Genomic DNA, 13,055 nt, shown 5'->3' on the forward strand with positions numbered 1-13,055 from the left:
GAGTGTTACGAATCCACTTATGAACCCATGGATCGCTGTCGGCATGTTGGCCATTGTCGCGATTGTCATTATCGTGGCAATGATGGGCACATCGCGGCTGTTACGCCCCAGCGTGCCGGAACAAAGCAAACGGACGACCTACGAAAGTGGGGAGGTACCGACCGGCAACACACATGTACGGTTCAATATCCAGTACTACATGGTCGCGCTGTTGTTCCTCGTGTTCGACATCGAGACCGTGTTGATATTCCCGTGGACGTCGATTTATCGGGATATCGTTGGCACGGAAGGCCTGGTCTGGGCGCTCGGTCCGATGGTGCTGTTCATCGGCATTCTGATCGTGGCACTGGCCTGGGCCTGGCGCAACGGCGCGCTCGGCTGGGTGCGGAACCCGAAATACGAACGGAGAATGTCTAGATATGAGTAGCGACCAGCCACGAGACGATATTGTCGAGCCCAATTCCCCATCAACCGACACCCGGGACACCCGGATCGGAGAAGGGGTAGACGACCGGTTCAATTCCAAACTTCGCGAGGCGCTCGGTTCGACGCCGTTTATTCTGACGAAGCTGGATAAGTTTATGAATTGGGCCCGGGGCTCCTCGATGTTCATGCTGCAGTTTGGGATCGCCTGTTGCAGCATCGAAATGATGCACAGTTACTCGGTGAAACACGACCTCGACCGGTTCCATTCCGGGGTCCCCCGAGCCTCACCGCGACAGGCAGACGTGATGATTGTTCCAGGAACGATCGTCTCGAAGTTCGCGCCCCGAATGAAGCGAGTGTACGACCAGATGCCCGAACCGAAGTTCGTGGTGAATTTGGGCAACTGTTCAGCCTCAGGAGGCCCCTTCCAGGAAGGGTACAATGTCGTGAAGGGTGCCGAGGAGGTCATTCCAGTGGACATTCACATTCCCGGCTGCCCGCCGCGACCGGAGGCACTGGTCTATGGCATCGTGAAACTCCAGGAACGGATCGCGAACGGTGAGTCATCGCCGGTCACGGTGAAGCCTTACGAACTCGAGAAGTTCGGGGATCTCGAACGCGACGAGGTTGTCGATTCGCTTGCGGAGGATATCGACGAAGAGACACTTGTTATGCGGTACAATTGGGCTGATTCACCATGAGCATGCAGGACGAACCTGACGTTGAAGAGACGGAACCGGGAGCAGTGGATTACGACGCCCTCGAAGACCTGCTTGGAGACGCCGTCGTCGATCGAGAAACACATCTCAACGCCGAGGCTTTCGTCGTCCGTGGCGATGCTGTCACGGACGCGTTATCGACGCTGAAGGACCAGGGGTTCGATCATATGGCGAGTCTTACCGGGCAGGATTACGATGACCGGTATGAATCCATCTATCATCTCCGGAAGTACGATGATGCCCAATCCGAAGTGAGCGTCATCGTTCCGACACCGAGGGACGACCCGAGTCATGAGAGCGCGACGCCGGTCTACTCGACGGCAAATTGGCACGAACGCGAAGCGTACGACCTTGTCGGAATCAACTACGAGGGACACCCTGACTTGCGGCGGATTCTCCTTCCGCAGAGTTGGACGGGCCACCCCTTGAGCAAGGACTACGACCAGGACAAACCACAGATCGTCACACTCGAAAAACACAAGAATCCGATCGAGGAGGATATGGAGGTCGAAGCAACAGGCGACGACCTCGATACGATGTTTCTCAACATCGGGCCCCACCACCCGGCGACCCACGGGGTGCTCCACCTGAAGACGGTCCTCGACGGTGAGCAGGTCGCCGACGTGGATCCGGATATCGGCTACTTACACCGGTGTCAGGAGCAGATGTGTGAGAAGAGTACGTATCGCCATCAGATCATGCCCTATCCGGACCGGTGGGACTACACCCCGGCCGGAATTCTCAACGAATGGGCATACGCACGGGCGGCCGAGGACCTTGCAGATATCGAGGTGCCGGAATACGCGCAAGTAATCCGGACGATGTCCGCGGAACTGACCCGCATTTCGGCCCACTTGCTTGCGGTGGCAACCTTTGGGCTCGATATCGTGGGTGACTTCGCTGCGGTGTTCATGTACGCGATGCGTGATCGCGACATTGTCATGGACATCCTCGAGGACCTGACAGGCCAGCGGATGATGTATAACTACCTCCGCCTGGGCGGGGTCGTGTGGGACCTCCCTGAACCACGCGAGGAGTTCTTCGAAAAGGTTCGCCAGTTCCTCGACGCCGTTCCGGAGAAGACCGATGAGTATCACAACGTTCTCACACAGAACGAACTCTTCCAGATGCGGACTGTTGACACGGGCTACTACGCTCATGAAGTGGCCAAGGATTACGGTGCCACCGGTCCGATTGCCCGTGCCTCGGGCATTGATTATGACCTTCGGCGGGACGACCCGTACGGGTATTACGACGAACTCGACTGGGACGTTGTAACTCGCGAGGGCGGGGATAATTACGCTCGACTGATGGTCCGGATGCGAGAAGTAGAGGAGTCGGCCAAAATCATCGAGCAATGTATCGACATCCTCGAGGACTGGCCCGAGGACGAGCGGGATCTCCAGGCAAATGTGCCTCGCAGTCTCAAGCCCGATGCCGGACAAGAGATCTACCGAGCGGTCGAGGGTGCGAAAGGCGAACTCGGTATTTACATGCGCTCCGACGGGACGGACGAACCCGCCCGATTCAAGATCCGGGGGCCGAGTTTCGTTAACCTCTCGGGCCTCCACGAAATGTCCGAGGGTGAGCTGATTTCCGACCTCGTCGCGACGATCGGCAGCCTCGATATCGTGCTGGCGGAGGTGGACCGATAATGGCCTCCTCGGCACCGCTCGTTGACCATATTTCGGGACTCTTGAACCTTGAGGGGCTTCTCGGCGAGGTCATTGCTGGCCTCTTGGGTTCGGTACTCGTTGCGGTGATTGTGCTGCTATTCGCTGCGCTCGCCGGGCCGTACATGAAACGGAAGTTGACAGCGGCGTTCACCGACCGGATTTCTGTAGACAGGGTTGGTCCCTATGGGATTCTGACGATCGCCGTCGACGCTATCCGGCTGTTGACGAAGGAACTGATCGTTCCCGAGAACGCCGATCGACCGGCGTGGGACCTCGGTCCGATGCTGGTCGTCATCTCGGCGACGATGGGATTTGCGGTCATTCCCTTTGGGAGCGGGATCCACCTTGCTGACCCGCAAGTCGGATTTGTATATCTTTTCGCCGTTTCATCGATCGCATCACTTGGGATCGTTTCTGGCGCGTACGCATCAAATAACAAGTACTCGATGCTCGGCGGGTTGCGGGGCGTTTCACAGAACATCGCGTACGAAATCCCACTCGTACTGACTGGGGCCTCTGTTGTGCTGTTTGCCGGGTCGCTTCGGATCTCAGACATCGTCGCTGCCCAATCGGCAGAACTCTTCTCCATCGGTGCGATTACGGTGCCAGCGTGGTTCGGATTTGTGAACCCGTTCGCGTTCGCGCTGTTCATGGTCGCGAACCTGGCCGAAATCGGACGGAATCCCTTCGATCTTCCAGAAGCACCGAATGATCTCGTCGCTGGCTATCAGACCGAGTACTCATCGGTGTATTTCGTCCTGTTCTATCTCGGCGAATTTCTCCACATTTTCCTGGGTGCAGGGATTATCACGACCCTGTTCCTCGGCGGTCCGACCGCACCCATCACTGCGCTCAACTTCATCCCCGGAATCGTGTGGTTCATCGCGAAAGTCTGGGGTGTGTTCTTCTTTACGCAGTGGGCCCGCTCCGCGGTCCCACGGGTTCGGCCCGACCAGCTGCTTGATATCGGCTGGAAGGGAATGCTCGGGCTCGCCTTCGTGAACCTGTTGCTGACGGCCGTGATCATCGGGGTGATCGTATGATAGGCGTACTCAAATCGCTCGCGACGACGATGAAACATGCACTCGGCGGCGAGACGTTCACCGTCGAGTATCCCGACCAGGCTCCCGAGGTCAGTCCCCGGTTCCGGGGCGTCCACAAATGGAGCCAGGAACGGTGTATCTGGTGTCGCCAATGTGAAAGTGTCTGTCCAAACGATACGATTCAGATCGTGATGGACGAGGACCGCAACGGTGAACAGTACAACCTCCACGTCGGCCAGTGTATTTACTGTCGGCTCTGTGAGGAGGTCTGTCCGACCGAAGCAATCCTGCTCACGGAGAACTTCGAGTTCACAGGTGACACCAAACACGATCTGGCGTTCAACAAAGAACAGCTGAAAAACGTCCCGTGGTACAAAGACATGGACCCAATCCAGGCCCGGGAATCCGACCGTGAAGCGTGGGTTGGTGAAGGCGACGGCGAGGTGGATTACCAATGATCGAGTCGCTTACCTTCGCGCTGTTCGCAGTTGTGACTATTGCGAGCAGTCTGGGCGTGGTCCTTGTCGAGGATGTGTGGCACTCAGCATTGTTCCTGGGCGCGGCACTCCTGAGCGTCGCCGTTCACTTCCTCCTGCTCAAGGCCGCCTTCCTTGCAGCCGTGCAGATACTCGTCTATGTCGGTGGCGTCTTGATTCTCATCGCCTTCGCGGTGATGCTGACACGCGATCCAGGAGGTGTTGGTGAATGACGACGAAACCGGAACTCTCGAAAAACATCGACGTGCTGCCCGGGCTCGCAGCATTAGCGTTGTTTGCCGCAATGGCGGTGGCGATACTCTCGGCGAATTTCGGCCCGATACAGGGGTTTGAAGCCGGTGCAGCAATCACGCGAAGTATTGGCTACGCCCTGTTCAATCTCGAACGGGCGGCGCCAGTCGTTACCAGTGAGGGGTTCCTGATGCCGTTCTTGGCAGTCGCCTTTGTTCTGGATGCGGCACTCGGAGCAGCCGTGATGCTTGCCCGCCGGGAAGGAGGTGAGGAATAATGGTCGTCGAAACACAGTATTACGTCCTACTCTCGGCTGCGATGTTTAGCATCGGTGTGTTCGGGCTTTTGACTCGCCGGAACGCGCTACGATTCCTCATGTCCGTCGAGTTGATGCTCAACGCGGCCAACATCAATCTAGTCGCGTTTTCAGCGCAGTGGGGGAACATGACCGGCCAAACGTTCAGCTTGTTCGTCCTCGCCCTTGCGGCCGCGGAGGTGGCCGTCGGAATCGGGATCATCCTGGTCCTGTTCCGGAACTTCAGGGACGTGGACGTAACCGAACCCGCAACGATGAGGTGGTAAGATGGTAGGTGCATTTGACTTCGCCGCGGCGATTCCGATGCTTCCGTTTGCCTCCTTCGTGGTCGCGATACTCGCTGGGTATTTCACTCCGCGATTACTGCCGAAAGGTGGCGCGGTCCCGGGGATCATAGCAACGGGCGGATCGCTGCTCTTGTCCGGGTGGCTTATGGTCACCGTCAGTGGTACAGAGCACTATTACAACCAAGAGATATACACGTGGACGACTGGCTTAGCGGGAGAGACGTTCGACCTATCCTTTGGACTCCTGCTCGATCCGCTCTCCTCGTACATGCTGGTGATAGTCGCGCTCATCAGCTTCCTTGTGCACGTGTTCAGTCTCGGATACATGAACGACGAGGGCGAGACGGGCTTGCCACGGTACTACGCCGGGTTGGGGCTGTTCAGTTTCTCGATGCTCGCCTTCGTGATGGCCTCGAACATTCTGATGGCCTTCATGTTCTTCGAGCTGGTCGGCCTGTGTTCCTGGCTTCTTATCGGTTTCTGGTTCCGCGAGCCGGGCCCGCCGAGCGCGGCCAAAAAGGCGTTCCTGGTCACCCGTTTCGGGGATTACTTCTTCCTCATCGGTGTGGTGGCCATTTTCGCGACGTTCGGGACTGGGCTGTTTGCACCGCGAGGCGATGAATTAGGCTTCCCGCAACTCACCGCTGAGGCGCTGAGTGGGGAGATGGCACCGGTCGTTGCGGACTTCCTTGGGACGATTGGACTCGAACCCCAGACGTGGTTCGCTCTTATCGGCCTGCTGGTACTGGGTGGCGTGATCGGGAAGTCCGCTCAATTCCCGCTTCACACCTGGCTGCCTGACGCGATGGAAGGTCCGACTCCGGTTTCGGCCCTGATCCACGCGGCGACGATGGTCGCAGCCGGTGTCTATCTGGTCATGCGGATGTACGGCTTCTACGCACAGCTCCCACAGATACTCGCACTTATCGCATTGGTCGGTGGCTTTACGGCGCTGATGGCAGCGACAATGGCGATGGTCAAACGGGAGATCAAGCAGGTACTCGCGTACTCTACTATCTCCCAGTACGGATACATGATGCTCGCTTTGGGGGCCGGTGGCTACGTTGCAGCGACCTTCCACCTGATGACTCACGCTATCTTCAAGGCGCTCCTGTTCCTCGGGGCCGGCGCGGTCATCATTGCGATGCATCACAATGAGAACATGTGGGACATGGGTGGTCTGAAAGATAAGATGCCCGTGACCTACTGGACGTTCCTCTCAGGCTCGCTCGCATTGGCTGGCATCTTCCCGTTCGCCGGCTTCTGGTCGAAGGACGAGGTGCTTTACGAGGCGCTGATTCACGGGCTAAACGACCCGATACTCCTCCTCGCGTACGCGATGGGGCTCATCGCGGTCGTGTTTACGGGCTTCTACACCTTCCGGATGGTTATCCTGACCTTCCACGGTGAGGCCCGGACGGAAACGGCCGAAGATCCAGGGAGTGTTCGATGGAACGTCAAGTTCCCGCTCGTGGTGCTCGGAACGCTGGCCGCAACGGTCGGCGTCGTCAACATGGCTCCAGTCAAGGAGTTGACTGGCTGGGACATCACGTATCTCCACCACTGGTTCGAATCCGGGATTCAGACGGTGACACTCGGCGAATACCATCACCTGCTCGAATCCGCAGCCGGCTATCATGCCGCAGATTTGGCACCGTTCCTGCCAGCAGCTCTGTCGTTAGGGCTGGCTCTTACTGGTGCCGGACTGGCCTGGATCCTTTACAGGGGTCCGGATCCGACTGCCCACACGGATAAGCTGGGTTCGATCAAGACCCTGCTTTACAACAACTACTACCAGGACGAATACCAGGTCTGGCTCGCAGAAGGTGTGACGATGCCACTCGCTCAGGTCGCCGACAAGTTCGACCAGGGTATCATCGACGGTGTGGTCAACACCATTTCGAGCCTGGCTCTGTTCAGCGGCTCACGTATCAGGCGGCTTCAGACCGGTCGGGTGACGAACTACGCGGCCATGCTCACGCTCGGCCTCGTGGTCATCGTTCTGGTCGTTGCCCTCATCGGGGGGTGGTTCTAAATGATGATCGAAGCACTGCTCGTCGTGACGGTGGCAAGCGCCGTTGCGGTCATGTTCGCAGACGAAGAGATCGCCGGGCGGCTCGCGTTCTGGCTGAGTCTGTTGCCCCTCGCTGGAGCACTCCTCATGTTCTTGGGCTTTGACGGGTCCGGGAACGCGCTTCTCGGTGGCGATATCGCGTATCAAACCCAAGCAGACTGGATCAGTCTTGGCGACCTTTCGGTCGGATATCACGTCGGTGTCGACGGAATCGGGCTCTCGCTCGTGGTTCTGACCACGGTGTTGATGAGCCTCGCTATTCTGTCAGCCTGGACACCGATCGACGAGCGTCAATCCCAGTTCTACGGGTTGATGCTGTTCATGGAAGCCAGCCTGATTGGGGTCTTTACCGCACTTGACTTCCTCGCATGGTTCGTCGCCTGGGAGTTCGTGCTCGTCCCGATGTACTTCCTGATCGCCATCTGGGGCGGTCCACGTCGGAAGTACGCCGCAATCAAGTTCTTCGTGTATACCAACGTGGCGAGCCTGGTGATGTTCATCGGGTTCATTGCGCTGGTGTTTGGCCTCCCGGTCAACTCGCTTGACCTACCGACGATTACCCAATCGCTCCACGCGGGCGAACTTGGGTCCCTAGCGGGTATACAGCCAGGGACGCTGAAAGCAGTCGCCTTCATCGCGATGTTCGCCGGATTTGCGGTAAAGGTGCCGATGGTTCCGTTCCATACGTGGCTCCCGGACGCCCACGTTGAGGCGCCAACCCCGGTGTCGGTGATCCTAGCCGGGGTGCTCTTGAAAATGGGGACCTACGCGATGCTCAGGTTCAACTTCACGATGCTCTCGGACCAGGCGATCGAGTTTGCGATTCCGATCGCTCTCTTCGCTGTTATCAGTGTGATCTATGGGGCGATGTTGGCGCTGGCCCAACAAGACCTCAAACGGATTGTTGCGTACTCCTCCATTTCTTCGATGGGCTACGTGCTCATCGGGCTGGTCGCGTACAACCTCTACGGGCTCGGCGGTGCGACCTTCCAGATGGTCGCCCATGGGCTCATCTCGGGGCTGATGTTCATGTCAGTCGGTGTTATCTACAACGTCGCCCACACGCGCATGGTGGGTGACCTGTCCGGGATCGCCGACCGGATGCCGTTGACTGCGACGGTCTTCACCGCGGCGGCCTTCGGATACATGGGCCTGCCGCTGATGGCCGGCTTCGCCGGGGAGCTGTACATTTTCCTCGGCGGCATGCAGTCGACGGTGCTCCCGTATGCACAGGTGTTCACCGCGGTCGCGATGTTCGGTATTGTAATCGTCGCTGGTTACCTTCTGCTGGCGATGCAGCGGGTCCTCTTCGGGCCGTTCGAAGCGGACACGGACCACGAGATCGTCCCGGCAGCGGTCACTGATCGGGTTTCGATCATGGTGCTCCTGCTGATCGTCATCCTGCTTGGGATGGCTCCGGACCTGATCTACGGGATCATCCAGGATGCTGTGCAGCCGATCCTTTCAATCGGAGGTGGACTGTAAATGGTCGAACTTCCCTATCTCACGCCGCAGTACCTGTTCGCGATCACGGCCATGGCGCTGCTGATCGCTGATACGATGTTCCCGCGGTCGAAACGCCCGGACCTCCTGGCTGGCATCGCTGGCCTGGGATCGGCCCTGGTCGCACTCACGAGCGCTTGGTTCATAGCTGCCGGAACAGGGGCCCAGGCGACAATGCCTGAACTGTTCGACGGCATGCTCGTCGTCGACGGGATGAGCCTGTTCTTCACGTTCATCTTCGGCAGCGTGGCAACCCTCGTGGTGTTTGCGAGCTACGACTATCTACGTGGGTCTGAAGCCATTGCGGAGTACTACTCCCTGATCGCCCTTGCGGCACTGGGGATGAGTCTCATGGCTGCGGCGAACAACCTCGCTGCGGTCTTTGTCAGTCTCGAACTGGCCTCGCTGCCCTCCTATGGGCTCGTGGCCTACCTCAAGCAAAACGAGGGTAGTGTGGAGGCTGGGCTCAAGTACTTCCTCATCGGGGCGCTGTCCTCAGCGGTAATGGTCTACGGGATCAGTCTGGTGTACGGTGCGACTGGAACCCTGCACCTGAGCGGAATCGCCCAAGCGCTCCAGGGTGGTCTGGCAGGCCTTGATAGCGTGCTCGGACTCGGGCTGGTCATGCTGATCGGTGGCTTCCTGTTCAAGACCGCAAGTGTGCCGTTCCACTTCTGGGCCCCGGAGGCCTACGAAGGGGCGCCGGCACCGATCTCGGCGTTCATCTCGTCAGCATCGAAGGCAGCCGGTTTTGCCGTCGCCTTCCGCGTTCTTGTACAGGGCTTCCCACTCGATCTGGTTGCTGGGACTGTCCCATGGGGCTGGGTCTTCGTCGTGATCGCGATCGTGACGATGACTGTCGGGAACTTCGCCGCGGCGACCCAAGAAAACGTCAAGCGGATGCTCGCGTATTCATCGATCGGGCACGCGGGCTATGTGCTTATGGGACTGGCTGCGTTGGCCGGGCCAGGTGATGTCGGCACTCAGGCACTCGTGCTCGGTGCCGCGATGATGCACCTGCTTGTCTACGGGTTCATGAATACCGGAGCGTTTCTCTTCGTCTCGCTGGCCGAGAAGTGGAACATCGGTCGAACCTTCGAGGACTACAACGGACTCGCGAGACAGGCCCCCTACGTCAGCGTTGCAATGACGGTGTTCATGTTTAGCCTGGCCGGGCTCCCGGTCGGCGGTGGCTTCCTCTCAAAGTACGTCCTCTTCGCGGGGACGGTGCAGGCTGGCTTCTGGTGGCTGGCCGCGATCGCCGCGATCAACAGCGCATTGTCGCTGTATTACTACAGTCGGGTCGTGAAATCCCTCTGGATCGAAGACCCGTCCGATTCGCGTGACCTCGGACCGAAGCCGACGGGCATGTACGTGGCCGTGATCGGTGCAGCCGCAGTCACTGTCGCGTTGCTCTTTGCCTTCGATCCGGTGGCAGAAAGTGCGATCTCCGCCGCGTCGCTCCTGCTCGAAGGCGGCGTCTAACGAGAGAAAAGTTCTTTACCAGTTGCCGACGGAACTACGTTCGTATGGTCGACCGGCTGGTCCTTGGGTGTGGGGATCTCTGTCTGTCGCTTTCGAGTACAATTCGGGACTGGGAAGGTGAACTCCTCGTTTTGGATCCTGACGAACACCGAGTCGAACATCTTCGAGACTTATCAGTGAGTGCGGAGACGGGTGATGTCACCAAAACCGAAGCCATTCGGGCAGCGTCGATCGAACCTGACGTTATTATTGTCCTGATGGATGATCGTGAACGAGCGACTGAGGTGGCGTATGCGGCACGAGACGTGTATCCGGAGGCATATGTGCTTTCCCTGCCGGGTGTGACAGGGACGTCCAGCCAGGTGCCTGCAGCCGTCGATTCAGTTCTTTCCCCCGGGAGTATGGTGCTAGATGCGATTGACGATAATTATGGCGGAGTTCTCCACGAGCAGCTCGCTGGTCTCAGGACAACGTTACAGGGGATGAGTGGGACACTTGTTATATGCACACACGACAATCCTGACCCGGACGCACTTGGAGCGGCGCTGGCACTACGGGCGATTGCCGAGCGCTTCGAGGTTTCGGCCGAAATATGCTATTTTGGCGATATTTCCCACCAGGAGAATCGCGCATTCGTCAATCTACTCGACGTGTCACTGAGACAATTGGAGCGGCCCGCCGACATCGGTGGCGACCACTTGGCCCTTGTCGACCACTCGAGGCCCGGTGTGAACGATCAACTGCCTCAGGGAATGCCGATCGACATCGTGATCGACCACCATCCTGCAGAGGAGTTACCTGACGCCGATTTCATGGACGTTCGCTCCTCAGTGGGCGCCACCAGTACGCTGCTCATCGATTATCTGGAGGGGTATGATATCGACATTGGCACAGATGTCGCCACTGGGTTGCTGTACGGGATTCGGGTCGACACCCGTAATTTCGGACGGGAAACCACGGGCGCGGATTTCGAGGCGGCTGCCACCCTTTTGCCCCACGCCGACCTTGATGCCCTCGAACGGATCGAAAGCCCGTCAATGAGTCCATATACGCTGGAAACGATCGGTCGAGCAATCCAGAACCGTCGGGTGGAAGGGACAATATTAACGAGTTGTGTCGGATCGATCCAGAGTCGGGATTCACTCGCACAAGCGGCTGATCGACTTTTGGAACTCGAAGCCATCGACATGACGGTAGTGTATGGGTACACTGACGAGACGATTTATCTCTCGGGTCGCGCCAAGGCCGGCAGACTTGATTTGGGATTCGTGTTTCGCCGGGCCTTCGATGACATTGGGAGTGCCGGCGGGCACGAATCGATGGCTGGTGCACAACTCCCACTTGGGATTTTCGAGGCCGTCGAGACCGAAACTGAAGAGAACGGATTGCGGTCGATGGTCGCCGGACAGATCGAAAACCGGATCGACGACGCGCTGGATACACGCCGCCGGGAGCGCTGACGCAAAGATTGCCTCAAACGGCGTCTTGAGCCCGGAGGCTCAAACGAAACCTATTTTTGACGGTATCGAGATTACTCTTTCACACTATGCCAATCCGTACTGGACCCAGGCCCGAGATCCGTTTCACTTCTGTCCCGACTCAAGACTGCCCAAGCGGGCACTATCGAGGTGAGCGGTGATGGAGTTTGCAGAGCGCGTCCAGGCCGTCGAGCCGGCCGCACCGTTCGTTATCTCGAACTTGGTGACAGAAGTCGAAGCCGAGGGTGAAGACATCGTGGACCTGAGTGTCGGCCAACCCGATGTTGATACCCCACAGAACATCATCGACGCGACAAAGGACGCCCTGGATGCCGGTCATACGACCTATACCCCATCGAATGGCATCATGGAACTCCGCGAATCGATCGCCGGCTATCTACAGGATCGCTTCGACCTGGAGTACAGTTCGGAGAACATCATCGCCACACCGGGAGGCAAACACGCGCTGTACGAAACCATCCAAGCGATCGTCGATCCGGGAGACGAGGTCATCGTCATTGATCCGGTTTGGTCGTCGTACGAACCGATGGTGCAACTGGCTGGCGGCGAAGCCATCCACGTCGATACCGCGCCCTATGACTTTGCACTCGAACCGGCACTGGATGACCTCGAGGCCGCCGTCAGCGACGATACGGCCCTGGTCATGCTAAACTCCCCGAGCAATCCCAGCGGCATGGTTTTTTCCGAAGCCGCATTCGGGGGGCTTCGTGATATAGCGGTCGAGTACGACTTGCCTGTGCTTTCCGACGAGATATATGCAGAACTCATGTACGAGGACAACGAACAACGGAGCCTGGCAACGTTCGATGGTATGATGGAGCGGACCATCACAATCAACGGAGTATCCAAGACCTTCTCCATGACGGGCTATCGGCTTGGCTTCATGGCTGCGCCGACTGACCACACGACTCAGGCCGGCAAGGTCCACTCCCATTCGGTGTCCTGTGCCTCGAACTTCGTCCAGCGGGCCGGAATCGAGGCGCTCGAAAACACCGATGTCGACGCGCTGACCGACGATATGATGGAGACATTCGAGGCCCGGCGTGACCTGTTTGTCGAACTGCTCGAAGAGCGGGGTATCGACGTTCCCGTTCCTGAGGGGGCCTTTTATGTAATGTTCCCCATCGAATCAGACGACGATATGCAGTATTGCAAAGACGCAGTCCGCGAGGCTGGCGTCGGTCTCGTTCCGGGCCAGGCCTTTGGGACGCCGGGTTATGTGCGAGCCTCACTCGTCGAAACCGAGGACCGCATCCGGGAAGGGATCAAACGGCTGGAGGACGCAGGCTTTCTCTGAGT

13 protein-coding genes are annotated in these 13,055 nt (G+C 58.4%); all 13 read left to right on the forward strand.

The window, feature by feature from the left end; translation table 11 throughout:
- Positions 1 to 19: 19 nt before the first annotated feature.
- The 13 genes from V5A26_RS03735 to V5A26_RS03795 all read left to right on the forward strand — a co-directional run bounded on the left by V5A26_RS03735 (position 20) and on the right by V5A26_RS03795 (position 13,053).
- On the forward strand, positions 20 to 427 hold the full coding sequence (locus tag V5A26_RS03735) for an NADH-quinone oxidoreductase subunit A (RefSeq protein WP_332320898.1): 408 nt from the start codon (positions 20 to 22) through the stop codon (positions 425 to 427).
- Entirely contained in the window at positions 420 to 1,127 is a 708-nt protein-coding gene (locus V5A26_RS03740; RefSeq protein WP_332320897.1) for an NADH-quinone oxidoreductase subunit B, read from the forward strand. The genes V5A26_RS03735 and V5A26_RS03740 overlap by 8 nt, the downstream gene beginning before the upstream one ends.
- Entirely contained in the window at positions 1,124 to 2,800 is a 1,677-nt protein-coding gene (locus V5A26_RS03745) for an NADH-quinone oxidoreductase subunit D (RefSeq protein WP_332320896.1), read from the forward strand. Before V5A26_RS03740 ends, V5A26_RS03745 begins: the two co-directional genes overlap by 4 nt.
- Positions 2,800 to 3,864 carry a complex I subunit 1/NuoH family protein gene (locus tag V5A26_RS03750; protein WP_332320895.1) on the forward strand — a complete coding sequence of 355 codons (1,065 nt, stop codon included), beginning with the start codon at positions 2,800 to 2,802 and terminating at the stop codon, positions 3,862 to 3,864. The genes V5A26_RS03745 and V5A26_RS03750 overlap by 1 nt, the downstream gene beginning before the upstream one ends.
- Positions 3,861 to 4,322 carry a NuoI/complex I 23 kDa subunit family protein gene (locus tag V5A26_RS03755; RefSeq protein ID WP_332320894.1) on the forward strand — a complete coding sequence of 154 codons (462 nt, stop codon included), beginning with the start codon at positions 3,861 to 3,863 and terminating at the stop codon, positions 4,320 to 4,322. The genes V5A26_RS03750 and V5A26_RS03755 overlap by 4 nt, the downstream gene beginning before the upstream one ends.
- Positions 4,319 to 4,573, forward strand: coding sequence for an NADH-quinone oxidoreductase subunit J (locus V5A26_RS03760; protein ID WP_332320893.1), 255 nt, complete (start codon positions 4,319 to 4,321; stop codon positions 4,571 to 4,573). Before V5A26_RS03755 ends, V5A26_RS03760 begins: the two co-directional genes overlap by 4 nt.
- Positions 4,570 to 4,869: a hypothetical protein gene (locus tag V5A26_RS03765; RefSeq protein ID WP_332320892.1), complete on the forward strand. Its 300-nt coding sequence runs from the start codon at positions 4,570 to 4,572 to the stop codon at positions 4,867 to 4,869. The genes V5A26_RS03760 and V5A26_RS03765 overlap by 4 nt, the downstream gene beginning before the upstream one ends.
- Positions 4,869 to 5,174, forward strand: coding sequence for an NADH-quinone oxidoreductase subunit NuoK (gene nuoK, locus V5A26_RS03770; protein WP_332320891.1), 306 nt, complete (start codon positions 4,869 to 4,871; stop codon positions 5,172 to 5,174). The genes V5A26_RS03765 and nuoK overlap by 1 nt, the downstream gene beginning before the upstream one ends.
- 1 nt (position 5,175) lies before the next feature.
- Entirely contained in the window at positions 5,176 to 7,230 is a 2,055-nt protein-coding gene (nuoL, locus tag V5A26_RS03775; RefSeq protein ID WP_332320890.1) for an NADH-quinone oxidoreductase subunit L, read from the forward strand.
- On the forward strand, positions 7,231 to 8,754 hold the full coding sequence (locus V5A26_RS03780; RefSeq protein ID WP_332320888.1) for a complex I subunit 4 family protein: 1,524 nt from the start codon (positions 7,231 to 7,233) through the stop codon (positions 8,752 to 8,754). It begins immediately after the preceding gene.
- A complete protein-coding gene (locus V5A26_RS03785) occupies positions 8,755 to 10,257 on the forward strand; it encodes an NADH-quinone oxidoreductase subunit N (RefSeq protein WP_332320887.1) in 1,503 nt (500 codons plus the stop codon).
- 44 nt (positions 10,258 to 10,301) lie between these two features.
- The gene (locus V5A26_RS03790; protein ID WP_332320886.1) at positions 10,302 to 11,717 is read left to right on the forward strand and encodes a DHH family phosphoesterase; all 1,416 of its coding nucleotides are present in this window, start codon (positions 10,302 to 10,304) and stop codon (positions 11,715 to 11,717) included.
- A 178-nt stretch (positions 11,718 to 11,895) separates the two neighbouring features.
- Complete coding sequence (locus tag V5A26_RS03795; RefSeq protein ID WP_332320885.1) at positions 11,896 to 13,053, forward strand: pyridoxal phosphate-dependent aminotransferase; 1,158 nt, start codon at positions 11,896 to 11,898, stop codon at positions 13,051 to 13,053.
- Positions 13,054 to 13,055 lie beyond the last annotated feature (2 nt).

Source organism: Halodesulfurarchaeum sp., from assembly GCF_036626455.1.
In the GTDB taxonomy this organism is placed as follows: Archaea; Halobacteriota; Halobacteria; order Halobacteriales; family Halobacteriaceae; genus Halodesulfurarchaeum.